Below are 24,483 nucleotides of genomic sequence, written 5' to 3'. Positions count from 1 at the left end.
TTCAAGCCTTGTCGCGGGCTTCGCCCGAGCCGAACAGGTTGGACACGCAGCGGCCGCAGATCTCGGGATGATCGGCGTCCTGGCCCACGTCAAGGCGCCAGTGCCAGCAGCGTTCGCACTTCTTGTGAGCCGACGGCGTGACCTCGATGCGGGTTTCGCCTTCGCCAGCGTGCACGGTGGCGCGCGAGACAATCAGCACGAAACGCAGGTCGTCGCCCAGGCTGGCCAGCAATTGCTGATCTTCGCCGTTGGCGTACAGGTCGACCTCGGCTTGCAGCGACGAACCGATGTCGCCCGCCGTGCGCACTTCTTCCAGCTTGCGCTGGACCTCGGCGCGGATGGCGCGCAGGCGCGCCCACTTGGCCATCAGCGTCTCGGCGTCGGCAAACGGCGGCAGCACGTGATAGACCTCGGTGAAGATCGTCGTGCGGGCCGCATCGGCCTGGTTCTTCAGGGCCGAGGCCGCCAGTTCCTTCCAGGCCTCTTCGGCCGTGAACGACAGGATGGGCGCCATCAGCTTGAGCAGCGTCTGCGTCACATCCAGCAGGGCCGTCTGCGCCGAGCGGCGCGCGCGGCTGTCCGGCGCGGACGTGTACAGGCGGTCCTTCAGGATGTCCAGATAGAACGCGCCCAGGTCTTCGGAGCAGAAGGTCTGCAGGCGCGAGACGGCCGGATGGAAATCGTAGCGCTCGTAGTTCGCCTGGACTTCCGACTGCATCTGCGCCGTCATGGCGAGCGCGTAGCGGTCGATCTCGAAGAGCTCGCCGTAGGGCACCGATTGCGACACCGCGTCGAAGTCGGCCAGGTTGGCCAGCAGGAAGCGCAGCGTGTTGCGGATGCGGCGATAGCCTTCCACGACGCGCTTGAGGATTTCGTCCGAGATGGAGAGCTCGCCGGAATAATCGGTGGACGCGACCCACAGACGCAGGATTTCGGCGCCCAGGGAGTCGGACACCTTCTGCGGGGCAATCACGTTGCCGACCGACTTGCTCATCTTGCGGCCCTGGCCGTCCACGACGAAGCCGTGCGTCAGCAGGGCTTTGTAGGGCGGCTGGCCGTAGAGCATGCAGCCGGTGAGCAGCGACGAATGGAACCAGCCGCGATGCTGGTCCGAGCCTTCCAGGTAGAGATCGGCGGGCCAGCCGAGTTCGGCGCCGTGCGAGCCGGCGAATTCGCCGTCCTTGCCGCCCAGCACCGTGGCGTGCGTGCTGCCCGAATCGAACCACACGTCGAGCGTGTCGCGGTTCTTTTCGTATTGATCGGCTTCGTCGCCCAGAAGCTCGCGGGGATCAAGCGCCTGCCAGGCCTCGATGCCGCCTTGTTCCACGCGCTGCGCCACCTGCTCAAGCAGCTCGGACGTGCGCGGATGCAGCTCGCCGGTTTCCTTGTGGACGAAGAACGCCATCGGCACGCCCCACTGGCGCTGACGCGACAGGGTCCAGTCCGGGCGGTTGGCGATCATGGCATGCAGGCGGGCGCGGCCCCAGGCAGGGTAGAACGCCGTGGCGTCGATGCCGGCCAGCGCCGTTTCGCGCAGGGTCGGGTTGCCATCCTTGGGCGCGACGTCCATGCCGGCGAACCATTGGCTGGTCGCGCGGTAGATGATGGGCGTCTTGTGGCGCCAGCAGTGCATGTAGCTGTGCTTGTGCTTTTCGACGTGCATCAGCGCGCCGGCTTCCTTGAGGGCCTCGACGATCTTGGGATTCGCGTCCCAGATCGACAGGCCGCCAAAGAGCGCCAGGCTCTCGACGTACTTGCCGTCGCCCATGACCGGGCTGATGAAGTCGGTGTCCTTCATGCCGTGCTCCTTGCACGACATGAAGTCCTCGATACCGTAGGCAGGCGCCGAATGCACCACGCCAGTGCCGGAGTCGGCCGTGACGTAGTCGCCCAGGTAGACGGGCGCCTTGCGGTCGTAGGCGGCGTTGAACTGCGCCAGCGGGTGGCGGAACTCAATGCCGGACAGCGCCTGGCCGGGCGCCGTGGCGATGACTTCGCCTTCGAGTGCCCAGGACTTCAGGCAGTCTTCGACGCGTTCCTTGGCGATGAGCAGCAGGGGGCCGAACTTGGGCGTGATTTCGGACGTGACCCGCACCAGCGCGTATTCGATTTCCGGATGCACATTCAGCGCCTGGTTGGACGGGATGGTCCAGGGCGTGGTCGTCCAGATCACGATGGCGCCGTCTTCGACCGATTCCAGGCCGAAGGCCTTGGCCAGCTTGGCGGGTTCGGCAAACGGGAAGGCCACGTCGACAGCCGGGTCCACGCGATCGGCGTATTCCACCTCGGCTTCGGCAAGCGCCGAGCCGCAGTCGAAACACCAGTTCACGGGCTTCAGGCCGCGAAATACGTAGCCCTTGTCCAGGATACGGCCCAAGGCGCGGATCTCGTCGGCCTCGTTGCTGTAGTTCATCGTCATGTACGGACGATCCCATTCGCCCAGGACGCCCAGCCGCTTGAAGTCCTTGCGCTGGCGGTCGATCTGCTCGAGCGCGTAGGCCCGTGCCTTGGACTGCACTTCTGCCACGGGCAGGTGCTTGCCGTACTTCTTTTCGATCTGGATCTCGATGGGCATGCCGTGGCAATCCCAGCCCGGCACGTAGTGCGCGTCGTAGCCGGCCATGTTGCGGCTCTTGACGATGATGTCCTTCAGGATCTTGTTGACCGCGTGGCCGATGTGAATGTCGCCGTTCGCATAGGGCGGGCCGTCATGCAGGACGAAGCGGGGCCGGCCGCGGCTGGCCGCACGGATCGCCTGGTAGACGTGGTTTTCCTCCCATTGCGCAATCCAGGCGGGCTCGCGCTTGGCGAGGTCGCCCCGCATGGGGAAGGGAGTATCGGGCAGGTTGAGGGTCTTTTTATAGTCCATGAACGGCAAAATAGGCGCGCGCGTTTCGCGCGTCTTCGGCGATGGCGGCAGTCAGGGAAGGGAGATCAGGAAATTTTTCTTCGTCCCGCAGCTTTTGCAGGAATTCGATGCGCACGAGTTTACCGTATGCGTTGACGGTCTCATCGAGCAAGTGTGACTCAAGCAGCACTCTGCCGCGGTCCTCGACCGTCGGCCGCACGCCCAGGCTTGCAACCGCAGGCAGCGCGCGGTCCGCCAACCCGTGAACCTGCACCACATAGATGCCCGAACGCGCGGCGCATCTTTCGGCCACGCGCAGGTTCATCGTGGGATAGCCCAGGGTCCGGCCAAGCTTCTGGCCGTGGATGACGTGGCCGCTGATATGGAAGGGGTGTCCCAGCAGATGACGGGCGCGCTCCAGGTCGCCCACCGCCAGCGCGGTGCGGACCTCGGAGCTGGAAATGCGGTGGCCTTGGCGGTCCGTGACATCGGCCAGCGTCTGGACCTCGAAACCATGCACCATGCCGGCCTCGCGCAGCAGATCGATGTCGCCGCTGCGCTTGTGCCCGAAACGGAAGTCCTCGCCCACCAGCAGCCATTTGGTCTGCAAGCCCTGCACCAGCAAGTGTTCGATGAAGGCATTGGCCGACATTTCGGCCAGCCGGGCATTGAAGCGCTCGACCACGACCTGCGTGATGCCGTAGCGTGCCAGCGCGGCCAGCTTGTCGCGCAGCCCGGAAATGCGGGTCGGCGCCAGCTCCGGACGCTGATTCAGGGTGGCGAAATACTCCCGCGGGTGCGGCTCGAAGGTCATCACGGCCGGGGTGAGACCGCGTTCGCGGGCCACCTGGCAGACGCGGGCAAGCATGGCCTGATGGCCGCGATGGACGCCGTCGAAATTGCCGATCGTCAGCGCGCAAGGGGCGCGCCGGTCGGGCGGGGGCAGGGATCGGTAGATACGCAGCGATGGTTTCACGAGCGAGAGTTTACAATTTTGGATTACGGGTTTGTTCGTATCCCGCCAGCGTTCTCTCGCGCCGGCGCTTCCGCGCTGCGCGCGCGGGCCCTTTTCCGAATCCGGATCACGGGGGCGGACCGCCCGAGTTCCCTTGGAATTCTTCATCTTGCCGGAAATATCTTCTATCAAGCGCCGCCTCGTCATCCTGATCTCGGGACGGGGCAGCAACATGCAGGCGCTGGCCGAGGCCTGCCGCGACGAATCCTGGCCGGCGGAAATTGCCGCTGTCATCGCCAGCCGTCCAGACGCCGCTGGCCTCGAATGGGCTGCCGGCCAGGGTATCCCCACGGCCGCCCTGTATCACAAGGACTATGCCAGCCGCGAAGCCTTCGACACCGCGCTGGCTGCCGAAATCGACCGGTACGAGCCCGACTACGTCATCCTGGCCGGATTCATGCGGGTGCTCACGCCCGGCTTCGTGAATCACTACGCCGGGCGCCTGGTCAACATCCATCCTTCCTTGCTGCCCGCGTTTCCGGGGCTGCATACGCACGCCCAGGCCCTGGCGACGGGCGTGCGCGTGCATGGCTGTACCGTGCACTTCGTCACGCCGGTCCTGGACCACGGCCCCATCATTGCCCAGGGTTGCGTGCCGGTCCTGGCCGGCGACACTCCGGAGTTGCTGGCCGAGCGCGTGCTGGCCGTCGAACACCAGGCTTTTCCGGCTGCCGTTCGCTGGCTGGCCGAAGGCCGGGTTACCCTGACAAACGATCACCGCGTGGCCGTCCAGGGCGACCCCGTGCGCCTTTTTTCCTGGACGCCGGCCGTCTGAACGGCCTGAAAAGCATTTATCGGGCGCGAGCGCCTGCGCCCCACTGGACTACACCATGACCAAACCCCAATCCCCGCGTTCCCGGCTGGCCGGCTCCTTCGGCGCCGCCACGGAAGGCCGCGACGGCCGATCCTTCTTCTCCCGCCCCAAGGGCGACGCCCGCAAGCCGGCGCCCCGCGACCGGTCCGAATCCGGCGACCGCGCCCGTGACGATCGCGGTGGCGATCGCGGCGGCTACGGCGAGGACCGCGGCGAAGCCCGCGGTGGCGACCGCAATTCATACGGCCAGGATCGCCGCGAAGGCCAGGGCCGCCCGGATTCGCGCTCGTCCTTCGGCGGGCCGCGTGGCGAAGGCCGCGGCGGCGACCGCAATTCGTACGGCCAGGATCGCCGCGAAGGCCAGGGCCGCCCGGATTCGCGCTCGTCCTTCGGCGGGCCGCGTGGCGAAGGCCGCGGCGGCGACCGCAATTCGTACGGCCAGGATCGCCGCGAAGGCCAGGGCCGCCCGGATTCGCGCTCGTCCTTCGGCGGACAGCGCGGCGAGGGTCGCGGCGGCGACCGCGGTTCGTATGGGCAGGACCGCGGCGAAGCCCGTGGCGGTGACCGCAATTCGTATGGCCAGGACCGCCGCGAAGGGCAAGGCCGTCCGGATTCCCGTTCGTTCGATTCCCGTGCCTCCAGCGGTCAACGTGGCGAACACCGCAGCGGCGATCACGCCCCGCAAAAGCCCCAATCCAACCGCCCGCGCCTCTCGCACGGCGCCATCCGCATCGACCAGGTGCAGCGCGTGCTGGGCGAGATCCTGCAATGGACCTATCCGGCCGACGCTGCGCTGTCGCATTGGCTGCGCCACCACCCGAACCTGGGCGCGCGCGACCGCTCCGAAGTCGCAGAGGCCGTCTATGACGTGCTGCGTCACCTTCGCCGTTACCGCCAATACGCGGAAAGCGGCGTCGGCCCCGCTTCGCGCCGCCTGGCCATCCTGGGTCTGAATGCCACGGTGGGCGCAGAACCTCTGCAAGAGGGCATGGACGCGGCCGAAGCCGAATGGCTGCAGCGTGTGTCGCGCATCGACGTGGCAACCTTGCCCCGCGCCGTGCGTGGCAGCATTCCCGATTGGCTCGACGAGCGCCTGAGCGCCATGGAAAGCCCGGACACGCTGGTCGAGGCCTTGAACCGTCAGGCCAGCCTGGACTTGCGCGTGAACCCGCTCAAGACCGAGCGCGATGCCATGCTGGCCGAACTGCAGCAAAGCGCGGGCCGCTATGAGCCGACGGCGATGCCTTTTTCGCCGTGGGGCATCCGCATGCAAGGGCGGCCCGCCATCAACCGGTGGCCCCAATTCGAGAACGGCAGCATCGAAGTCCAGGACGAAGGCAGCCAGTTGCTCGCGCTCCTGGTCGCTCCCCGGCGCGGTGAGATGATCATCGATTTCTGCGCGGGCGCGGGCGGCAAGACGCTGCTTCTGGGTGCGCTGATGCGTTCGACCGGTCGTCTGTACGCCTTTGATGTCTCGGCGGCCCGGCTGGCGCGCGCCAAGCCCCGTTTTGCGCGCAGCGGCCTGTCGAATGTCGTGCCGGTGGTGATCGACAATGAAAACGATGCGCGCGTGAAGCGCCTGGCAGGCAAGGCGCAGCGCGTGCTGGTCGATGCGCCCTGCAGCGGCATCGGCACCCTGCGCCGCAATCCGGACCTGAAATGGCGTCAGCACCCCGAGGCGCTGGCTGAACTGGGTCAGCTTCAAGAGCGCATCCTGAACAGCGCGGCGCGCTGCGTCGCGCCCGGCGGGCGTCTGGTCTACGCCACGTGCAGCCTGCTGGCCGAAGAGAACGAAGTCCAGGCCGACCGGTTTCTCGCCAGCCACCCGGATTTCGAACGCGTGGACGCCGCCGAAATCCTGGGCGCCCGGTGCGAGACCTTGAAGCTGGAAGGTCCTTACGTGCAGTTGCGCCCGGACGTGCACGGCACCGACGGGTTCTTTGCCGCCGTGTTCGAGCGCAAGAAGAAGGCAGCGGCTACCGGTGCTGCTGAAGCTTCGGAAAGCGCCGAAGACGCCAAGGATGCGAAGCTTGCCGAGCCGGTGGCCGCCGAGGAAGCCGGCGCCGAAACGGCCTTGCAGGAAGAAGCCGGCGTCAAGGACCCGGCGTGACCCCTACCGTCGCGCTGTAGCGGCGGGTTCCGATCGTCTTGTTCTGGTACTTCACTTCCCAGGACAGGGTGTCGGAGCCCGGCCGGTCAGCCTGGTAGACCACCTGTGCCACCGGCACCGACTTGTAGGCGCAGCGCCCGGAATCGTTGGATTGTCCGCGCGTCTGCAGGATGCTGGCCTTGCCCAGCGTCGGCATCTGGGTGATCGCGACGCGCGGCGCCCGCAACGCCAGGCAGTCCGAACCACGAATCTCATAGTAAGAGGCCAGGACGGCAACGTCTCCGGACTTCAGCGTTTGCGCCTGGGCAGAGGCCGAAAACCCCACGCCAAGCGTGGCGAGGGCGATGAAAAAACGGTGACGCGTTAGATTCAGGGACATTAGTGGGACAAAAGAGACAGTTTTGGGGCGCGACGGCGGGCAGTGTGCCCGGCTATCGTGGCGTCTTCAAGACGGCGGGCTTGCCTGACTGGAACTTTAATCGCCAAATGTAGCCAAAACCCGGTGCCGTTGCGAAAGTCGCAGCTCTCCCTCCCGGGGGGGCGTGGACACCGGAATGGCGCCGTTGAAGGCTCTGCGTGCGCCCAAAGCGCCGCGAGCGCGGCTTTTTTGGTCAAAACCGCGGCTTAGTCCTTGATTTCTCTCAATAACTATTTTGAAACTAGATTGTCATCAGACGGCTAAGGTAAGCTAAACTTTCAGCCACTTCTCATGCGAGGCTCATAACAGCTTTATGGATTACATCCTCTCCTTCATTGCCGGCGGCCTGACCCAAGCTTCTTGGTGGCAGATCGTCGTTTTCACTTTGGTCGTGACGCACATCACGATTGTTGCGGTCACGGTTTTTCTCCATCGCAGCCAAGCGCACCGCGGTCTGGATCTTCATCCGGCTGTCATGCACTTCTTCCGCTTCTGGCTCTGGATGACGACCGGCATGGTCACCAAGGAATGGGTGGCCATTCACCGCAAGCATCACGCCAAATGCGAAAAAGAAGGTGATCCGCACTCGCCCATGCTGTTCGGCATCTGGAAGGTCCTGTTCCGCGGCGCGGAGCTGTATCGCGAAGAGTCAAACAACAAGGAAACCATGGCCAAGTTCGGCCACGGCACGCCTGACGACTGGCTCGAGCGCAACGTCTACAGCAAGCACAGCCTGTGGGGCGTGCTGACCATGCTCGCCATCGACATCGCCCTGTTCGGCGCCATCGGCGTCACCGTCTGGGCTGTCCAGATGGCCTGGATTCCCTTCTGGGCCGCCGGCGTCGTCAACGGCATCGGCCACTTCTGGGGCTACCGCAACTACAACAGCCCGGACACCAGCACCAACGTGTTCCCGTGGGGCATCGTGATCGGCGGCGAAGAGCTGCACAACAACCACCATGCCCACGGCACGTCCGCCAAGTTCTCGGCCAAGTGGTATGAGTTCGACATCGGCTGGTGCTACATCAACATCCTGAAGTTCTTCGGCCTGGCCAAGATCAAGAAGGTTGCGCCCAAGCTCAAGCTGGACGACTCCCGCACGGGCATCGACCTGCGCACGCTGCAAGGCGTGATCACGCACCGCTACGAAGTCATGGCCCGCTATGCGGACGTGATCAAGAGCGCCGCCCGCGAAGAACTGGCCAAGCTGAAGTCCTCGCGCCAGGAAGGCAACGCCGAATGCGGCTACACCAAGCTGCACAGCGTGCGCCGTGCCATCCACCGCAACGAAGAAATCCTGCAGCCCGAGCAACTGGCTGCCGTGGACAAGGCCATTGCCCAGAACAAGTCGCTGTCGACGCTGGTGCAGATGCGCCGTGAACTCGGCCGCATCTGGGAAAGCTCCAGCGCCAGCAGCGAACAACTTCTTCATGACCTGCAGGCCTGGTGCCAGCGCGCCCAGCAAAGCGGCATCGCTGGGCTTGAGCAGTTCGCTCAACATCTGCGCCGCTACGCGGCATGATGCTAGAGAAGCTCAATCCTGAACAACGCGCCGCAGTAACGTTAGAACCGCAGCACGCCCTGGTCTTGGCCGGGGCGGGCAGCGGCAAGACCCGGGTGCTCACCACCCGCATGGCCTGGCTGATTCAAACCGGCCAGGCTTCGCCTTTTGGGCTTCTGGCGGTCACGTTCACCAACAAGGCAGCCCGCGAGATGCTGGCGCGTATGTCTGCCATCCTGCCGATCGATACGCGCGGCCTCTGGATCGGCACGTTCCACGGCCTTTGCAACCGCATGCTGCGCGCGCATCACCGCGACGCTGGCCTGCCGCAGAGCTTTCAGATCCTGGACGTCACGGACCAGCTTGCGGCCATCAAGCGCCTCATGAAGGCCAACGGCGTGGACGACGAAAAGTACCCGCCCCGCGATGTGCAGCGCTTCATCAACGGCGCCAAGGAAGAGGGCCTGCGCCCCGCCGACGTCGAAGCCTACGACGCGCACCGCCGCCGCCTGATCGAGATCTACCAGCTCTACGAAGCGCAGTGCCAACGCGAAGGCGTGGTGGACTTTGCCGAGCTGCTGCTGCGCGCCTATGAGCTGCTGTCGCGTAACGCGCCCGTGCGCGAGCACTACCAGCGCCGGTTCCGCCACATCCTCGTCGACGAGTTCCAGGACACCAACACGCTGCAATACAAGTGGCTTCGCCTGCTGGCGGGCGGTGGCGCGGCCATCTTCGCCGTGGGCGACGACGACCAATCCATCTACGCCTTCCGCGGCGCCAACGTCGGCAACATGGCTGACTTCGAGCGCGACTATGCGCATGGCACCGTGATCCGCCTGGAGCAGAACTACCGCTCGTACGGTCATATCCTGGATTCGGCCAATGCGCTCATCGGTCACAACTCGGGACGCCTGGGCAAGAATCTCTGGACCGACCAGGGCGAGGGCGAACCGGTGCGCGTCATCGAGCAGCCGTCCGATGGCATGGAAGCGCAGTGGATCGTGGACGAGATCCGTTCCCTTATCCATGAAGGCAGCGACCGCCGGGAAATCGCCGTGCTGTATCGCAGCAACGCGCAGTCGCGCGTCATCGAGCACGCCATTTTCTCGGCCGGCATCCCGTACAAGGTGTATGGCGGCCTGCGCTTTTTCGAACGCCAGGAAATCAAGCACGCGTTGGCCTACCTGCGCCTGATGGCCAATCCGCACGACGATACGTCGTGGATGCGGGTGGTCAATTTCCCCACGCGCGGGATCGGGGCACGCACGCTCGAACAGCTGGCCGATGCCGCGCGCGAGCACGACACCAGCCTGTATGGCGCGGTGGCGCGGGTTGCGGGCAAGGGCGGATCCAATCTGGCCCAGTTCGCGCAGCTGATTCATCGGCTCATCGAAGAAACCCGCGAGCTGCCGCTGCCCGAAATGGTCGAGCACATGCTCGAGGCCAGCGGCCTGAACGCCCACTACAAGGCCGAGCGCGAAGGCGCCGAACGGCTGGAAAACCTGAACGAACTCATCACGGCCGCGGCGGTGTTTGCGTCCGAGGAAAACTACGACGGCATGCCCGCCGGCCAAGTGCCTGACGGTGACACGTCCTCCACGCTCATGCCGGGTGTGGTGGACGCGCCTGCAGTGGCAGGCGACAACCTGACGCCCCTGGCCGCGTTCCTGTCGCATGCGGCGCTCGAGGCCGGCGACAACCAGGCCCAGCAAGGCCAGGATGCCGTCCAGCTCATGACGGTGCATGCCGCCAAGGGCCTGGAATTCGACGCCGTGTTCATCACCGGCCTGGAGGAAGGGCTGTTCCCGCACGAGAACAGCATCCTCGAGCCGGCCGGCCTGGAAGAAGAGCGCCGCCTCATGTACGTGGCGATCACGCGCGCGCGGCAGCGCCTGTACATCAGCTTGGCGCAAAGCCGGATGCTGCATGGCCAGACGCGATACGCCATGCGCTCGCGCTTTCTGGATGAAATTCCCGAGCAGCACCTGAAGTGGCTGACCCCCAAGGCCGGGCTGGCCCCGGTCAGCGCGACGGGTGCGGGGTGGGGCGGCGGCAACCGCGGCGATGCCTTTGGCCGCAAGCCGACCAACACCATTGCGCCGCGTCAACCCCGCGGTGTCGCTACCGGCGTCACGGTGGGCGACAAGCAGTATCGTGTGGGGCAGGGTGTGCGTCACGCGCGTTTCGGCGACGGCACGATCATCGGCCTGAGCGGCGCGGGACAGGACGCCCAGGCGGAAATCCACTTCCGCGATGTCGGCGCCAAGACTTTGGCGCTCGGCATCGCCAAGCTCGACATTGTTCAGGGTTGATACATATGGCCAACAACGATTCCCCCAAAGCCGAGCTGGCGTCCCTGCGCGCCGAAGTCGACGAGATCGACCAGCAGATCATGCTGCTGCTGGGTGTGCGGTTCCGTTGCACGGACATGATCGGCGAACTGAAAACCAACCACGGGATGGATCTGGTGGACCCCAGGCGCGAGGCCCAGCAGGTCGAGCGCATCCGGCGCCTGGCACTGGAAGCCGGCGTGCCGCCCGATCTGGCCGAGACCATCCTGCGCGAAGTGATCGACACCGTGATCGACAACCACACCCGCCTGCGCGAGCGTCCTTACTCGTAACGGCAGGCGCGCATCCGTGGCCCGTCAGGCAAGGGCGCGGGTATAGGCCAGCCGAAGACAGCTAGCCCAAAAAAACCGGCCCCAATTCGGGGCCGGTTTCTATTTGAAGCCCGCTTGTAGGTGGGCCCGCTTCTTTTGGGTCAGGCTTCGCTCTGGTCGATCTCTTCCAGCGAGCCCTGCAGCTCCAGCCACTGCTCTTCCAGTTCCCCCATGCGCTTGCCGTGTTCGCCGTGGTCCGCCATGACCTTCTGGCGTTCGGCGCGACGCGCGTCGGAATACAGGTCCGGATCGGCAATCACCGCGTCCAGGGCCGCAAGCTTGCCCCGCAGCTTTTCCATTTCGGATTCCACTTTGGCCAGCTTGGACTCCAGCGGCTTGCGCAGGGCGGACAGGCGTTGCCGATGTTCGGCTTCGGCGCGGCGCTGCGCCTTGCGATCGACGACTGAGTCACTGCCGGTTTCGGCGTTTTCCCGGGCCTCGGCGCGTTCGTCCGCATTGCGCGCGGCCAGCCAGTCGCGGTAGTCCTCCAGGTCGCCGTCGAACTCGCGCACCGCGCCGTCCGCCACGATCCAGAAGCTGTCCACGGTGGTGCGCAGCAGATGGCGATCGTGCGACACGAGCAGCATGCTGCCGCCGAAGTCTGCCAGGGCGGTGGCCAAGGCTTCGCGCGTCTCGACGTCCAAGTGGTTGCTGGGCTCGTCCAGCAGCAGCAGGTTGGGCTTCTGCCAGACGATGAGCGACAGCGCCAGGCGCGCCTTTTCGCCGCCCGACATCGGGCCGACCTTGCTGGTGACGGTATCGCCCGAGAAACCGAAACCGCCCAGGTAATTGCGCAGTTCCTGCTCGCGCGCCTCGGGCGCCAGGCGGGCCAGGTGCGCGATTGGCGTGCTGTCCACGTCCAGCATGTCGAGCTGGTGCTGGTGGAAGTATCCGATCGCCAGACCGCGCGAGGCGCGGCGCTCGCCGGCCTGCACGGGCAGTTCCTCGGCCAGGGTCTTGATCAGCGTGCTCTTGCCGGCGCCGTTGGCGCCCAGCACGCCCACGCGGCTGCCCGCGCGCACCATCAGCGTCACATCGCGCAGGATGGGCACGGCATTGCCTTCGGCGTCCGTGTAGCCCGCCGACAGATGCTCAAGCGTCAGCAGCGGATCCGGCACCTGGTCGGGGGAGGGGATGCGAATATCGATGCCGGCTTCCGCTTGCAGCGGCGCCAGCACCTGCATGCGCGCCAACGCCTTCACGCGGCTCTGCGCCTGCTTGGCCTTGGACGCCTTGGCCTTGAAGCGGTCGATGAAGCCTTGCAGGCGGGCCGCCTCGCGTGTCTGGCGGTCGTAGGCGATGCTGGACTGGCGCAGGCGCTCGGCGCGCTGCGTCAGGAAGTCGCCATAGCCGCCGCGATACCGCGTCAGCTTGGCATGGTCGAAATGCAGGATCGACCGCGCGACCGCGTCCAGGAACTCGGTGTCGTGGGAGATCAGCATGACGGTGCCTTCATAGGCGGCCAGCCATTTCTCCAGCCACAGCATCGCGTCCAGATCCAGGTGGTTGGTGGGTTCGTCCAGCAGCAACAGCTCGGACGGGGCCATCAGCGCGCGGGCCAGCGCAAGGCGCATGCGCCAGCCGCCCGAAAAGCTCTCGACCGGTTGCGTCCATTCGGCAGGCTTGAAGCCCAGGCCGGCCAGGAGTTGCTCGGCACGGGAGGCCGCGCTCCAGGCGCCGGCTTCCACCAGCGCGGCTTCCACTTCGGCGATCTGCGTGCCCTGGTCGTCGGACAGCGCCGCGCGCTGCGCCTGCAATGCGCGCAGATGCGTGTCGCCGTCGATCACGAACTCGCGGGCAGGGCGGTCGTCCGCGTGCAGTTCCTGCTCGACGCTGGCGATGCGCCAGCCGGCAGGCAGCAACAACGTGCCCGCGTCGGCGTCCAGCGCGCCGGTCAGCAGCGCAAACAGCGAGGACTTGCCCGCGCCGTTCTTGCCCACGATGCCTACCCGCTCCCCCGGGTTCACGACAAATTCGGCGCCGTCCAGCAGCACTTTCGTGCCGCGGCGCAGGGTCAATCCATTGGCGCGTATCACAGGCTCAGTTGCTCGCGGGTAAGCATCAGAAGCTGGTCCGAGGCTTCCTCGGTGTCCAGCCAGACGGGCGACAACTGCGGGAAGGCGGCCTCGAAGAAATCGCGCTCATGGCCGATTTCAAGCACCAGCACGCCGTTCTCCGACAGGTATTGCGGAGCGGCTTGCAGAATGCGGCGCACGAGGTCCATGCCGTCGTCGCCGCCGGCAAGCGCCAGCTGCGGTTCGTGCAGGTATTCCTGGGGCAGGGCGCGCATCGAGCCGCTGTTCACGTAGGGCGGATTGCAGACGATCACGTCGTATTCGCGCGCGGGCAGGGCGTCGAAGAGGTTGCTTTCGTGCAGGTCCAGGCGGTCGGCAAGCCCGTAGTCGTCGACGTTGCGGCGCGCGACTTCCAGGGCGTCGGCGGACACGTCCACCGCGTCCACGTGCGCGTACGGGAAGGCCAGCGCCGCCAGGATCGCCAGGCAGCCGGAGCCGGTGCACATGTCCAGCACGTTTTCCACGGCCAGCGCATCCTGCACCCACGGCGACAGCCCCTCGTCCAGCAGCTCGGCGATGGGCGAGCGCGGCACGATCACGCGCTTGTCCACATAGAACCGGTGGCCGCGAAGCCAGGCTTCGTTCGTCAGGTACGCGGCGGGCACGCGCTCGGCCACGCGACGGTCCAGCAGGTCCAGCACACGCTCGCGCTCTTCGCGCACGACGCGTGCATCCAGGAACGGATCCAGCGTGTCCAGCGGCAGGTGCAGCGCGTGCAGGGTCAGGTAGACCGCCTCGTCCCAGGCATTGTCGCTGCCATGTCCCAGCGACACCTGGGCGCCGTTCAGGCGCGAAACGCCGTAGCGGATCAGGTCGCGCACGGTCTGCAGTTCGTCGCGGGAGGTTGCGTTCGTATCAGGCATTCAAATCACCGTCCCAGGGGGAAAACGGAAAAACGCCCCCTGAAAGGGGGCTGGAAAGCGAGCGCGGCGGGACTGGCGTCCCGCCGGCGCGGGCATCATGCGGGCAGCAGCAGGTTTTCCAGCGTGCGCCGATAGATGTTCTTGAGCGGTTCCAGCGAGGCGACCTCGATGCGCTCATTGACCTTGTGGATCGTGGCGTTGCCGGGGCCGAACTCGATGACTTGCGGGCAGATCTTGGCGATGAAGCGGCCGTCCGACGTGCCGCCGGTGGTCGACAGCTCGGCGGTCACGCCGGTTTCCGCGTGAATCGCCTGCACCAGCGCGTCGGTCAAGGATCCGCGCGGGGTCAGGAAGGGCTCGCCGCCCAATTCCCAATCCAGCTCGTACTCCAGGCCGTGCTTGTCCAGCACGGCGTGAACCTGCTGCTTCAGGCCTTCAGGCGTGCTGGCCGTGGAAAAGCGGAAGTTGAACAACGCCACGGCCTCGCCGGGCACGACATTGGTCGCGCCCGTGCCCGAGTTCAGGTTGGACACCTGGAACGTCGTGGGCGGGAAATACTCGTTGCCCTGGTCCCATTCAATGCTGACGATCTCGGCCAGCGCCGGCGCAAGCTGGTGAACGGGGTTGCGCGCCAGATGCGGATAGGCCACGTGCCCCTGGATGCCCTTGACCGTGAGCTTGCCCGACAAGGAGCCGCGGCGGCCGTTCTTGCAGGTGTCGCCCAGCACATCGCCCGACGTGGGCTCGCCCACGATGCAGTAATCCAGCTGCTCGCCGCGCGCCTTGAGCGCGTCGCACACGATGGCGGTGCCATCGATGGACGGGCCTTCTTCGTCGGACGTGATCAACAGGGCAATCGAGCCGTCATGCTGCGGGTGGGCCGCCACGAATTCCTCGGCCGCCACCACGAAGGCGGCGATCGAGCTCTTCATGTCGGCCGCCCCGCGGCCGTACAGCCAGCCGTCGCGTTCCGTGGGAACGAAGGGATCGCTGTTCCACTTCTCGCGCGGGCCCGGGGGCACCACGTCGGTGTGGCCGGCGAAGACCGTCAGCGGCGCGGCGCTGCCGCGCCGGGCCCACAGATTGGTGACGCCGCCCTGCGCGATGGTCTCGCAGGTGAAGCCGATGCGTTCGAGCCGGGCGGCAATCGCGGCCTGGCAGTCTTCGTCGGCGGGCGTGACGGAGGGACGGGCGATCAGGTCCGTGACCAGATCCAGTACGGCCGAATTGCTCATCAAGCCCTCAGCAGGTCGTTGATGCTGGTCTTGGCGCGGGTCTGCGCGTCGACACGCTTGACGATCACGGCGCAGGCCAGGCTGTGCGTGCCGTCGGCCGAAGGCAGCGAGCCCGGCACCACGACCGAACCCGAGGGCACGCGGCCGTAGGTGATCTTGCCGGTGGCGCGATCGTAGATCTTGGTGCTTTGCGACAGGAACACGCCCATGGCCAGCACCGAGTTCTCTTCGACCACCACGCCTTCCACGACTTCGGAGCGCGCGCCGATGAAGCAGTTGTCTTCGATGATGGTGGGGTTGGCCTGCAGCGGCTCGAGCACGCCGCCAATGCCCACGCCACCCGATAGGTGGACGTTCTTGCCGATCTGGGCGCACGAGCCGACGGTGGCCCAGGTGTCGACCATCGTGCCTTCGTCGACGTAGGCGCCGATGTTCACGTACGAGGGCATCAGCACCACGTTGCGGGCGATGAACGAGCCGCGGCGGGCCACGGCCGGCGGCACCACGCGATAGCCGCCTTGCTTGAATGCGTTGTCGCCGAATTCCGAGAACTTGAGCGGCACCTTGTCGTAGAACTGCAGCGGCGCCTGGCCCATGATGGCGTTGTCGTTCAGGCGGAAGGACAGCAGCACTGCCTTCTTGATCCACTGGTGCACGACCCAGTCGTCATTGATCTTCTCGGCCACGCGCAGGCGGCCCAGATCCAGCCCGTCGATGGTGTGTTCAACGGCTTCGCGCACTTCGGCGCTGGCGTCGATAGGCGACAGGTTGGCCCGGTTTTCCCAGGCTTGTTCAATGGTGGTCTGCAGGTCGAGAGTCATAGCGGCTCAGCTTTTAAAGGTTGGTCAAACAGAAGTATGTACAAAATGGGCGATGCGCTCGGCCGCCTGCACGCAGTCGGCCAAGGGCGCCACCAGGGCGATGCGGATGCGTCCTTGGCCCGGATTCATGCCGTGGGCCTCGCGCGCGAGGAAGCTGCCTGGCAGCACGGTAACACCGGTACGGCCATAAAGGTCGCGCACGAATGCGGTATCGGAGCCGGGCGTTGCCGCCCACAAATAAAACGAAGCCTGCGGCCGCGAGACATCCAGTACCTTTTGCAGGATGGGCAGCATCGCGTCGAATTTCTCGCGGTACTGGCGGCGGTTTTCCTTAACGTGCGCCTCGTCCGTCCACGCGGCAATGCTGGCCGCGGACACGATGGGGCTCATCGCACTGCCATGATACGTGCGATACAGCAGAAACCGGCCGATCAGCGCCGCGTCGCCCGCCACGAAGCCCGAACGCAGGCCCGGCACATTGGACCGTTTGGACAGGCTGGAGAACACCACCAGGTTGCGGTAGTCGTCCCGCCCCAGACGCCGCGCCGCCTGCAATCCGCCCAGCGGGGGATCGCCCTCGTCCAGGTAGATCTCGGAATAGCATTCATCCGACGCAATCACGAAACCATGGCGGTCCGACAGCTTGAACAGCGTTTCCCATTCTTGCAGCGACATCACGTTGCCGGCAGGGTTGCCCGGCGAGCACACGAACACCAGGCGCGTCTTCTTCCAGATGTCTTCCGGGACCTGGTTCCAGTCGCCGCCGAAATTGCGTACCGGATCGGCATTGACGAAATAGGGCGTCGCGCCCGCCAGCAGCGTGGCGCCTTCGTAGATCTGATAGAACGGGTTGGGGCAGATCACCACGGAACCGGCCGCGGGATCGATCACGGTCTGCGTGAACGCAAACAGCGCCTCGCGCGACCCCAGGGCCGGCAGCACTTGCGTTTCGGCATCGGGCGCCGGAATGCTGTAGCGGCGCGCCAGCCACTCCGAAATTGCCCGGCGCAGGGCCGGATCGCCCTTCGTGGACGGGTAGACGGAAAGCCCGGCCATGCCGTCGCGAATGGCTTGCGCCACGCGTTCCGGCGCGGCGTGCTTGGGCTCGCCGATCGACAGATTGATGGGCGTAATGCCGTCCGGCTGCGAGCTGGCAGAAGCCAGCAACGCGCGCAATTTTTCGAACGGGTAGGGGTGCAGGGCATCGAGGCGCGGATTCATGACGCAAGATTTTAACAAGCAAGCTACAATAGCGGGCTTGGCCTATTGCGAAGGTGGCGAAATTGGTAGACGCACCAGGTTTAGGTCCTGACGCCGTAACAGGTGTAGGGGTTCGAGTCCCCTCCTTCGCACCATCAAACTTCCCACGTTTTCAGTGATTTAGGTTTCGGACCTATCATTTCAGGGATATTTGGCCAAATCTTCCGGCTCAACCCACGTTCCCCCGAGCCGTCCTCCGTCTTGCGGCCGTCCGCTAATCCGCACCCGGTACTGACGTTTATTGCGCGCCGCTGAACTTGGCCCGACTGCCAGGCTTGCTTGCCTCGCGTCCATTCCATGCTTCGCGTACCCCCGCCCGCCGCCTCAGGGCTCCGCCGCGGCGCCTCACCCACGTCCGACCCGTTCGTGAAAGAACACGACATGATTTCCACACTGATATACCGCAGCCGTGCTGTCGGCACCATGAATGCGCAGGATCTGAGCGATCTGTTGACGCCCGCCCGGGCGCGCAACGCCGCATTGGACGTGACCGGCATCATGCTCTTTGACGGTGTGCACTTCGTGCAGCTGTTGGAAGGGCCCGATGAAGCGGTATCGCGCCTTTTCGATTCGATACGGCGCGACGACGCCCACAAGAACGTCGTGCTGCTGATGCAGGACCAGGGGCCGGCCCGCCGGTTCGGTGGCGATGCGATGGCCTTGCTTGATCTGCGCGAGCTCAGCCCGCAAGAGGTGTCCTCACGCATTCTTGCCAAAATGACAGTTTCCGCCCGGCTGGCGCGTGGAGACGACCGGGTCGTGAAGATCCTGGGCTGGTATGCCGCCGCGCGGGGGACCGATCATATCGTCGAGGGCGAGGATGCTGCCAACTGGCGGTTTGCGGCGAGCGGCGCGGCTGCGATCCAGGAAGACCCCGCCGCGCCCGCCCGCGCGTATCCCTTTGCGCTGCAACCAATCGTCGATCCCATGCGGCGCGAGGTCACATCCTTCGAGTTCCTGATCCGCGGCAGATCCGGAGAATCCCCCGAGCAGATGTTCGCCAGTCTCGATCCCGCCCAGCGTTACCGCGTCGATCTGGAATCGAAAGCCGCGGCATTCGAACTGGCGCGGCGGTTGGGTCTGGACAATGTGAAGCTGTCGGTCAACCTGCTGCCGATGTCGCTGATCGAAGACCCGTCGGCGGTCAGCCGCCTGGTGGATCAGATTGCGGCCTGCGACCTCTTGCCGCAGCACGTGATCGTGGAAATCACCGAACAGGAAGCCATTGAGCGCCCGTTCGCCTTCAGGGACGCGATCGCACGCCTGCGCCGGGCAGGCATCGGTGTCGCGATCGATGATTTCGGGGCAGGGTTCGCGGGCCTGTCGTTGCTGGCCGAATTTCAGCCGGACAAGCTCAAGATCGACCGGCAACTCATCCAGAACATTCATCTGGACGGCCCCCGCCAGGCGATCGTTTGCGGCATTGCGCGCGCTTGCAGCGCCATGGGCATCACGCCCGTCGCGGAGGGCGTGGAACGGGTCGAGGAATGGTGCTGGCTCCAGGCCGCCGGTTTCGAACGCTTTCAGGGCTATCTGTTCGCAAAGCCCGCCCTGAATGCAGTGCCCGACGTGCGGTGGCCCGAGCGCGTTCAGGCGGATTGACGTTCTGCTGGCGTCGGGACGGCGTTCTCAGCCGCCGTCACCGCTTGGCCGCCATCGGCAACCAGGCGGTAAACCAGGCCGCGGCAGCCAGCGCCGCCAGGATGACGACCGTACCCGCGGTGGCGGTGAACGCCGGCACGGTCATCATCGCCAGATCCGCGACGACGATGACCATGAAGGCGGCCGCCCATGCCCAGGCGATCCGCTCGGCCGTGCGCCGGAACGCCGGCAGGGCGGCGACTTCAGGCGACACGCGTTCCTTCGCGTACTGAATCGTGAAGGGCCGGCCGGCAAAGATCGAGCCCAGCACGATTGCCAGGAGGCCCGCGTCCACCAGCAGCCGAACGCTCAGCAGGGACGGGCTGAAGCCCGCGAAGCGCGTCGCGAAGGCGAGCGCGCCAAACAGGATCAGCGAGCCCACTTCCAGCGTCTTGGGCGAAACATGAAGAATGAACCAGTCCCGTATCACCAGCAGGGCGGCTACGGCGGTCGCCGCTACCAGGGCCGCATGCGTGCCGATTCGGTGCTCCAGCAACGCGAAGGCGATGAAGGGAGCAAATGCGAGTAGCAGTTTCACGGTGTTCCTCCGGTGAAGGCTGGCCGCTGAAAACATAGCACTCGCCGTTTTTTGCCGTCAACGAAGCTGGGTGAGTTGGACATTGAATGTCGTTCCCCCGCATCCCCCATCTGTCCGATCCCAGAGCACCCGCCATCCGGCTATTTTGACCATTACCTTCGCGCCCGCCGCGACCTTAGGGCTTCCGATATCGAGGAGTGGTCATGTATTCATTACCCAAGCGTTGCGGCGCGGAGTTCTTCGGCACGTTCTGGCTGGTACTGGGCGGGTGCGGCGCGGCGGTGCTAGCCGCCGGATTTCCGCAGTTTGGCATCGGATTTTTGGGCGTGGCGCTGGCTTTTGGCCTGACCGTCCTGACGATGGTCTTCGCAGTGGGTCACATCTCCGGCGGGCACTTCAATCCTGCGGTCACGGTGGGGCTGGTGGCGGGCGGACGCTTTCCCGCCAAGGAGATCCTGCCTTACGTCATCGTGCAGGTGCTGGGCGCGATTGCGGCGGCGGCGGTCCTGGCATGCATCGCAAACGGCAAGCTGGGCTTTGACCTGCGGGCAAGCCATTTTGCCGCCAATGGCTATGGCGCGTATTCACCCGGCAAATACACATTGCTGTCTGCGCTGGTGACCGAATTGGTGCTGACGGCCGGCTTTATCTTCGTGATTCTTGGCGCGACCAGCCGGCGCGCGCCGGCGGGCTTTGCCGCCATTCCCATCGGCTTCGCGCTGACCCTCATCCACCTCATCAGCATCCCGGTCACCAACACGTCGGTGAATCCGGCGCGGTCGACCGGGCCGGCACTTTTTGTAGGCGGCTGGGCGCTGGAGCAGTTGTGGCTGTTCTGGGTGGCTCCCATCGTGGGCGCGATCATCGGCGCGGTGGCCTACCGGCTGGTCAGCGATCCGGCGCTCGAGCGCGCATGACGCGCCAATCCGCGACGCGTGCGTGATTTAGGGTTACCGCGGGCAGGAAAATGGGGCCAGCCAGATGATGTGGCGGTGAGGCAGGTTGTACATTACGCACTATCACCTGCCTTACCTTTACAGGATTCCCATCATGACCGCCCCAGAAGTCGTAATTTCCTCCTCGATCGCCTGCGCGAACGATCGGCCTTTCGTGCTGTTCGGCGGCATCAATGTCCTGGAATCCAAGGAATTGGCGCTGCGCGCTTGCGAGGAATACCAGCGCGTGACGCGCAAACTGGGCATCCCCTACGTCTTCAAGGCGTCGTTCGACAAGGCCAACCGCTCGTCCATCCATTCGTATCGCGGTCCCGGACTGGAGGAGGGCATGAAGATCTTCGAAGCCGTGAAAAAGGAGTTCGGCGTTCCGGTCATCACCGACGTGCACGAGCCTTGGCAGGCCGCGCCGGTCGCCGAAGTCGCCGACATCCTGCAACTGCCCGCATTCCTGGCCCGCCAGACCGACCTGGTCGTCGCGATGGCCAAGACGCAACGCGTGGTCAACATCAAGAAGCCGCAGTTCCTCAGTCCCACGCAAATGCTCAACATCGTCGAGAAGTTCACCGAGGCCGGCAACGACAAGCTGATTCTCTGCGATCGCGGCACGAGCTTCGGCTACGACAACCTGGTCGTCGACATGCTGGGCTTTGGCGTGATGAAAAAAGTGTCCGGCAACCGTCCGCTTATCTTTGACGTGACCCACGCGCTGCAGCAGCGATCGGCCCTGGACGCCGCATCCGGCGGGCGCCGCGAACAGGTGGCCGAACTGGCGCGCGCGGGCATGGCGGTCGGTCTGGCGGGCCTCTTCCTGGAAGCCCATCCCGATCCCAAGAACGCAAAGTGCGACGGTCCCAGCGCTTTGCCGCTGGACAAGCTGGAGCCCTTCCTGACGCAACTCAAGCAGCTTGACGACCTGGTGAAGTCTTTTGCGCCCATCGACATCGAGCCCTGAAGCTGGCGCGGTCACGCCGCGGACGTCAAGCTGTTATACGATCCAGGCCACACATTAGGGAGGCCTGGATGTCTTTGTATGTGATCGTCGCCGTGCGCAAGGAGGCCATGAGTGGCCATATCGCCTACGTGCGCTGGGGGCAGGCCGTGCGCGGCGTTCCCGGGTGGATCTCGGAGCCCACGACGGCGGCAGCCTCCGAAGTCATTGAACTTCTCAAGGAAGGCGCCGAGGTCGAGACCGCAATCAGCGTGGACGGCCTGACCGTCGCATCGCGCGCGGTGCGCGTGCTGGTGGATGCCCGGGGACGCGAGCATCTCGCGTCCGTCCCGGTGCCCAGCTCCACCTTGCACACGCTGTTCGACCTGCCGGAGTTCTGATCGGTCTGGCTGCCTGAGTGGCTGCCGAAGTGGCCACTTCAGCGGCGGCCTTCGGCGAAATTGCGCAATGCGTCGCCGGCCATCCGATAGCGCACCCATTCGTCCTGAGGCAGGGCGCCAATGGATTGATAGAAATCGATCGCGGGCTGGTTCCAGTCCAGCACGCTCCATTCAAGCCGCCCGCAATCGTTTGCGACCGCCTCGCGCGCCAGATGGCGCAGCAGATCGCGTCCCGCGCCGATGCCTCGATGTTCGGGCGTGACGTACAGATCCTCCAGGTAGATGCCGTTCTTTCCAAGCCAGGTTGAGTAGCTGTAGAAATAGACGGCGTAGCCGATGGCCTTGCCCTCGACCAGGCACATCAACGCGCGGGCCGGCGCGCCTTGCGCAAACAAGGTGCGCTCGACATCTTCAGCGCTGGCGATCACCTCATGGGCGGCGCGCTCGTAGACCGCCAGTTCGGTGATGAAGGCATGGATCTGGGCCGCGTCCGAAGGCACGGCAGGACGGATTTCGATATTCACGGAAGTTTCCTGTTTACTGGGATGGCTATCCTACTCTTTCTTTGCGCAGCGGGCATGCGCAAACGTCGGGATTACCCTTGTTGCGCGGCGGCCCCGCTGGCGCGACGCTTTACCGGGATTGCACCCAGAGTCCGGACGCGTGCTCACGAAGGATGCCTTCAATGCCCGAGACTGCTCCTGCTGCTGCTCAAAAGCGCCCGCCGGCCCGCCGTGGCCGCCGGTTTTCCTGGATCTGGCTGGTGCCGATCGTCGCGGCGCTGGGCGGCTTGCTGCTGGTGTTGAAGGTCTGGATGGACGCCGGTCCGCAGGCCACGATCAGTTTCCAGACGGCAGAAGGGCTGGAGGCGGGCAAGACGCAGGTCCGATACAAGGAGGTGAATGTCGGCGTTGTGGAGCGCGTGGCGCTCAACGCAGACAGAACGGGCGTGATCGCGACGGTGCGGCTCAACAAGGAGGCGGCAGGCCTCTTGCAAGAGGGCACCTTGTTCTGGGTGGTGCGGCCCCGGCTCACGCTTAGCGGCGTCTCCGGCCTGAGCACCTTGCTGTCCGGCGCCTACATCGGCCTGGATCCGGCTGGCCTGCGCGGCGGCGTCGATCCCGGCAAGGCAACCAAATTCGCGTTCGTCGGCCTGGAGGTCCCGCCCGAAGTGACACAGGACCGGCCGGGCAAGCGCTTCACGCTCAAGGGCCACGACCTGGGATCGCTGGATATCGGCTCGCCGGTCTATTACCGGCGCATCGCGGTGGGACAGGTTGTGAGCTACCGCCTGGACAGCACCGGCAAGGGGGTGGACATCCAGGTGTTCGTGGATGCGCCGAACGATGCATACGTGAACGAAGGCACGCGCTTCTGGAATGCGAGCGGCGTGGATTTCTCGGTGGATGCGCGGGGGCTTGAAGTGCGCTCGCAATCCCTGCTGTCCGTGATCGTGGGGGGCGTCGCCTTCGATTCGATAGAGACCCGCCATCATGCCGCGGCCAAGCCGGAGGCCACGTTCGTCATCTACCCCTCGGAAACCGCTGCGCGGGCGCAGCCGGATGGCATGCCGTTGCATATCCGCATGCGGTTTGACCAGTCGGTGCGGGGCCTTTCGGTCGGTGCCCCGATCGACGCGTTCGGCGCCTCGGTCGGCCAGGTCGACGCCATCGGGCTGGAATTGGACCGCACGACCAACCAGTTCTACGCGCTGGTGGATGCCACGCTGTACCCGGAGCGGCTGGGCGCGAAGACGTTCGAAGAGATCCGGGAGTATTCCGGATCGTCGCTGGAGCATCCCAGCGGCAAGCTGATGGCGGCCATGATCGAACAGGGCCTGCGTGCGCAATTGCGCATCGGCAACCTGCTGACGGGCCAGCTGTACATTGCGATGGCGGTGTTTCCTGATGCCAAGCCCGTCACATTCAAGATGGAAGAGGCGCCTTTCATCCCCACGGTGCCAAACAACCTCGATCAGCTGCAACTGCAACTGAACTCCATTCTGACCAAGATCGAGAAGATCCCGCTGGAGGGCCTGGGCGCGGAACTGGGCAACCTGCTGCAGGGCACGTCCAGGCTGGTAAAGCGGCTGGACACGCAGCTTGCGCCCGAAGCGTCCGCGATGCTGCGCCAAGCCAGCCGATCGCTGGGCGCGGTGGGCGGCTTGCTGAGTTCCGATGCGGGCCTGCCGGTCAACACGAGCACGCTGCTGCAGGAACTGGCCCGCACCGCGCGGTCGTTGCGCGAATTGGCCGACTACCTGCAAGCCCATCCGGGGTCGCTGTTGCGGGGGCGCGCGCCGGATCCGGTGACTGGGCGGGCGCCAGCGCGTTGAACCCTACGTTTCCCATCGGGAACGCCACTTGCTGCAAGCCATCCCGGGGGCGCCAGGCGAGA

21 protein-coding genes and 1 tRNA gene are annotated in these 24,483 nt (G+C 65.3%); 11 read left to right on the top strand and 11 right to left on the bottom strand.

Annotated elements, in window-relative coordinates; genetic code table 11:
- Position 1 precedes the first annotated feature (1 nt).
- On the bottom strand, positions 2 to 2,869 hold the full coding sequence (ileS, locus tag LN047_RS16645) for an isoleucine--tRNA ligase (protein WP_373979628.1): 2,868 nt from the start codon (positions 2,867 to 2,869) through the stop codon (positions 2 to 4).
- Positions 2,859 to 3,824 (bottom strand): bifunctional riboflavin kinase/FAD synthetase, encoded by a 966-nt coding sequence (locus LN047_RS16640; protein ID WP_062840706.1) that lies wholly within the window; start codon positions 3,822 to 3,824, stop codon positions 2,859 to 2,861. Before LN047_RS16640 ends, ileS begins: the two co-directional genes overlap by 11 nt.
- Before the next feature lie 157 nt (positions 3,825 to 3,981).
- Between LN047_RS16640 and purN the strand changes: the two genes are divergently transcribed.
- Both purN and LN047_RS16630 read left to right on the top strand, forming a co-directional pair.
- Complete coding sequence (gene purN, locus LN047_RS16635; protein WP_172802195.1) at positions 3,982 to 4,638, top strand: phosphoribosylglycinamide formyltransferase; 657 nt, start codon at positions 3,982 to 3,984, stop codon at positions 4,636 to 4,638.
- A gap of 787 nt (positions 4,639 to 5,425) precedes the next feature.
- Complete coding sequence (locus LN047_RS16630; RefSeq protein WP_373982143.1) at positions 5,426 to 6,787, top strand: RsmB/NOP family class I SAM-dependent RNA methyltransferase; 1,362 nt, start codon at positions 5,426 to 5,428, stop codon at positions 6,785 to 6,787.
- Here the strand turns inward: LN047_RS16630 and LN047_RS16625 are convergent.
- Both LN047_RS16625 and LN047_RS16620 read right to left on the bottom strand, forming a co-directional pair.
- Complete coding sequence (locus LN047_RS16625; RefSeq protein ID WP_373979627.1) at positions 6,771 to 7,166, bottom strand: hypothetical protein; 396 nt, start codon at positions 7,164 to 7,166, stop codon at positions 6,771 to 6,773. The two genes, LN047_RS16630 and LN047_RS16625, sit on opposite strands and share 17 nt — an antisense overlap.
- Before the next feature lie 328 nt (positions 7,167 to 7,494).
- Complete coding sequence (locus LN047_RS16620; protein ID WP_369818562.1) at positions 7,495 to 7,671, bottom strand: hypothetical protein; 177 nt, start codon at positions 7,669 to 7,671, stop codon at positions 7,495 to 7,497.
- On the opposite strand from LN047_RS16620, the gene LN047_RS16615 reads away from it, so the two are divergent.
- The 3 genes from LN047_RS16615 to LN047_RS16605 are packed head-to-tail and all read left to right on the top strand — an operon-like array spanning position 7,591 to position 11,329.
- Complete coding sequence (locus LN047_RS16615; protein WP_373982142.1) at positions 7,591 to 8,727, top strand: fatty acid desaturase; 1,137 nt, start codon at positions 7,591 to 7,593, stop codon at positions 8,725 to 8,727. The genes LN047_RS16620 and LN047_RS16615 overlap by 81 nt on opposite strands.
- A complete protein-coding gene (locus LN047_RS16610; RefSeq protein ID WP_056324422.1) occupies positions 8,724 to 11,018 on the top strand; it encodes a UvrD-helicase domain-containing protein in 2,295 nt (764 codons plus the stop codon). Before LN047_RS16615 ends, LN047_RS16610 begins: the two co-directional genes overlap by 4 nt.
- A 5-nt stretch (positions 11,019 to 11,023) precedes the next feature.
- Positions 11,024 to 11,329 (top strand): chorismate mutase, encoded by a 306-nt coding sequence (locus LN047_RS16605; protein WP_056324424.1) that lies wholly within the window; start codon positions 11,024 to 11,026, stop codon positions 11,327 to 11,329.
- A 140-nt stretch (positions 11,330 to 11,469) separates the two neighbouring features.
- On the opposite strand, the gene LN047_RS16600 is transcribed toward LN047_RS16605, so the two are convergent.
- The 5 genes from LN047_RS16600 to dapC all read right to left on the bottom strand — a co-directional run bounded on the left by LN047_RS16600 (position 11,470) and on the right by dapC (position 17,583).
- A complete protein-coding gene (locus tag LN047_RS16600) occupies positions 11,470 to 13,404 on the bottom strand; it encodes an ABC-F family ATP-binding cassette domain-containing protein (RefSeq protein ID WP_373979626.1) in 1,935 nt (644 codons plus the stop codon).
- A complete protein-coding gene (gene prmB / locus LN047_RS16595) occupies positions 13,401 to 14,306 on the bottom strand; it encodes a 50S ribosomal protein L3 N(5)-glutamine methyltransferase (RefSeq protein ID WP_373979625.1) in 906 nt (301 codons plus the stop codon). The genes LN047_RS16600 and prmB overlap by 4 nt, the downstream gene beginning before the upstream one ends.
- A 95-nt stretch (positions 14,307 to 14,401) precedes the next feature.
- On the bottom strand, positions 14,402 to 15,541 hold the full coding sequence (gene dapE / locus LN047_RS16590) for a succinyl-diaminopimelate desuccinylase (protein ID WP_373979624.1): 1,140 nt from the start codon (positions 15,539 to 15,541) through the stop codon (positions 14,402 to 14,404).
- Positions 15,541 to 16,362 (bottom strand): 2,3,4,5-tetrahydropyridine-2,6-dicarboxylate N-succinyltransferase, encoded by an 822-nt coding sequence (dapD, locus tag LN047_RS16585; RefSeq protein ID WP_062840712.1) that lies wholly within the window; start codon positions 16,360 to 16,362, stop codon positions 15,541 to 15,543. Before dapD ends, dapE begins: the two co-directional genes overlap by 1 nt.
- Positions 16,363 to 16,386: 24 nt before the next feature.
- On the bottom strand, positions 16,387 to 17,583 hold the full coding sequence (dapC, locus tag LN047_RS16580; protein WP_373979623.1) for a succinyldiaminopimelate transaminase: 1,197 nt from the start codon (positions 17,581 to 17,583) through the stop codon (positions 16,387 to 16,389).
- 47 nt (positions 17,584 to 17,630) lie between these two features.
- Between dapC and LN047_RS16575 the strand changes: the two genes are divergently transcribed.
- Positions 17,631 to 17,717: transfer RNA gene (locus tag LN047_RS16575), tRNA-Leu, on the top strand.
- Between the two features lie 286 nt (positions 17,718 to 18,003).
- Positions 18,004 to 19,224, top strand: coding sequence for a diguanylate phosphodiesterase (locus LN047_RS16570; protein ID WP_373979621.1), 1,221 nt, complete (start codon positions 18,004 to 18,006; stop codon positions 19,222 to 19,224).
- A gap of 37 nt (positions 19,225 to 19,261) precedes the next feature.
- Here the strand turns inward: LN047_RS16570 and LN047_RS16565 are convergent, their stop codons facing one another.
- The gene (locus LN047_RS16565) at positions 19,262 to 19,801 is read right to left on the bottom strand and encodes a hypothetical protein (RefSeq protein WP_373979620.1); all 540 of its coding nucleotides are present in this window, start codon (positions 19,799 to 19,801) and stop codon (positions 19,262 to 19,264) included.
- A gap of 203 nt (positions 19,802 to 20,004) precedes the next feature.
- Between LN047_RS16565 and aqpZ the strand changes: the two genes are divergently transcribed.
- The 3 genes from aqpZ to LN047_RS16550 all read left to right on the top strand — a co-directional run bounded on the left by aqpZ (position 20,005) and on the right by LN047_RS16550 (position 22,086).
- A complete protein-coding gene (gene aqpZ, locus LN047_RS16560) occupies positions 20,005 to 20,718 on the top strand; it encodes an aquaporin Z (protein ID WP_373979619.1) in 714 nt (237 codons plus the stop codon).
- 133 nt (positions 20,719 to 20,851) lie between these two features.
- Positions 20,852 to 21,709, top strand: a complete 858-nt coding sequence (gene kdsA / locus LN047_RS16555; protein ID WP_128828510.1) for a 3-deoxy-8-phosphooctulonate synthase — start codon at positions 20,852 to 20,854, stop codon at positions 21,707 to 21,709.
- Between the two features lie 68 nt (positions 21,710 to 21,777).
- The gene (locus LN047_RS16550) at positions 21,778 to 22,086 is read left to right on the top strand and encodes a hypothetical protein (RefSeq protein WP_056324448.1); all 309 of its coding nucleotides are present in this window, start codon (positions 21,778 to 21,780) and stop codon (positions 22,084 to 22,086) included.
- 38 nt (positions 22,087 to 22,124) lie between these two features.
- On the opposite strand, the gene LN047_RS16545 is transcribed toward LN047_RS16550, so the two are convergent.
- A complete protein-coding gene (locus LN047_RS16545; protein ID WP_056324451.1) occupies positions 22,125 to 22,610 on the bottom strand; it encodes a GNAT family N-acetyltransferase in 486 nt (161 codons plus the stop codon).
- Positions 22,611 to 22,771: 161 nt separating this feature from the next.
- Here LN047_RS16545 and LN047_RS16540 point away from each other — a divergent pair, with 161 nt between their 5' ends.
- On the top strand, positions 22,772 to 24,421 hold the full coding sequence (locus tag LN047_RS16540) for an intermembrane transport protein PqiB (protein WP_373979617.1): 1,650 nt from the start codon (positions 22,772 to 22,774) through the stop codon (positions 24,419 to 24,421).
- Positions 24,422 to 24,483 lie beyond the last annotated feature (62 nt).

The sequence above is a fragment of the Achromobacter sp. JD417 genome (assembly GCF_041879325.1).
GTDB classification, from domain to species: domain Bacteria; phylum Pseudomonadota; class Gammaproteobacteria; order Burkholderiales; family Burkholderiaceae_B; genus Achromobacter; species Achromobacter mucicolens.
This window is presented reverse-complemented; position numbering and strand designations above follow the sequence as displayed.

What these genes read in the sequence shown, in the direction of transcription:
- ileS (WP_373979628.1), bottom strand. Translation starts at nt 2,869, where the DNA reads ATGGACTATAAAAAGACCCTCAACCTGCCCGATACTCCCTTCCCCATG.
- LN047_RS16625 (WP_373979627.1), bottom strand. Translation starts at nt 7,166, where the DNA reads ATGTCCCTGAATCTAACGCGTCACCGTTTTTTCATCGCCCTCGCCACG.
- LN047_RS16620 (WP_369818562.1), bottom strand. Translation starts at nt 7,671, where the DNA reads ATGAAGATCCAGACCGCGGTGCGCTTGGCTGCGATGGAGAAAAACCGT.
- LN047_RS16610 (WP_056324422.1), top strand. Translation starts at nt 8,724, where the DNA reads ATGATGCTAGAGAAGCTCAATCCTGAACAACGCGCCGCAGTAACGTTA.
- LN047_RS16605 (WP_056324424.1), top strand. Translation starts at nt 11,024, where the DNA reads ATGGCCAACAACGATTCCCCCAAAGCCGAGCTGGCGTCCCTGCGCGCC.
- prmB (WP_373979625.1), bottom strand. Translation starts at nt 14,306, where the DNA reads ATGCCTGATACGAACGCAACCTCCCGCGACGAACTGCAGACCGTGCGC.
- dapE (WP_373979624.1), bottom strand. Translation starts at nt 15,541, where the DNA reads ATGAGCAATTCGGCCGTACTGGATCTGGTCACGGACCTGATCGCCCGT.
- dapD (WP_062840712.1), bottom strand. Translation starts at nt 16,362, where the DNA reads ATGACTCTCGACCTGCAGACCACCATTGAACAAGCCTGGGAAAACCGG.
- dapC (WP_373979623.1), bottom strand. Translation starts at nt 17,583, where the DNA reads ATGAATCCGCGCCTCGATGCCCTGCACCCCTACCCGTTCGAAAAATTG.
- LN047_RS16570 (WP_373979621.1), top strand. Translation starts at nt 18,004, where the DNA reads ATGATTTCCACACTGATATACCGCAGCCGTGCTGTCGGCACCATGAAT.
- aqpZ (WP_373979619.1), top strand. Translation starts at nt 20,005, where the DNA reads ATGTATTCATTACCCAAGCGTTGCGGCGCGGAGTTCTTCGGCACGTTC.
- kdsA (WP_128828510.1), top strand. Translation starts at nt 20,852, where the DNA reads ATGACCGCCCCAGAAGTCGTAATTTCCTCCTCGATCGCCTGCGCGAAC.
- LN047_RS16550 (WP_056324448.1), top strand. Translation starts at nt 21,778, where the DNA reads ATGTCTTTGTATGTGATCGTCGCCGTGCGCAAGGAGGCCATGAGTGGC.
- LN047_RS16540 (WP_373979617.1), top strand. Translation starts at nt 22,772, where the DNA reads ATGCCCGAGACTGCTCCTGCTGCTGCTCAAAAGCGCCCGCCGGCCCGC.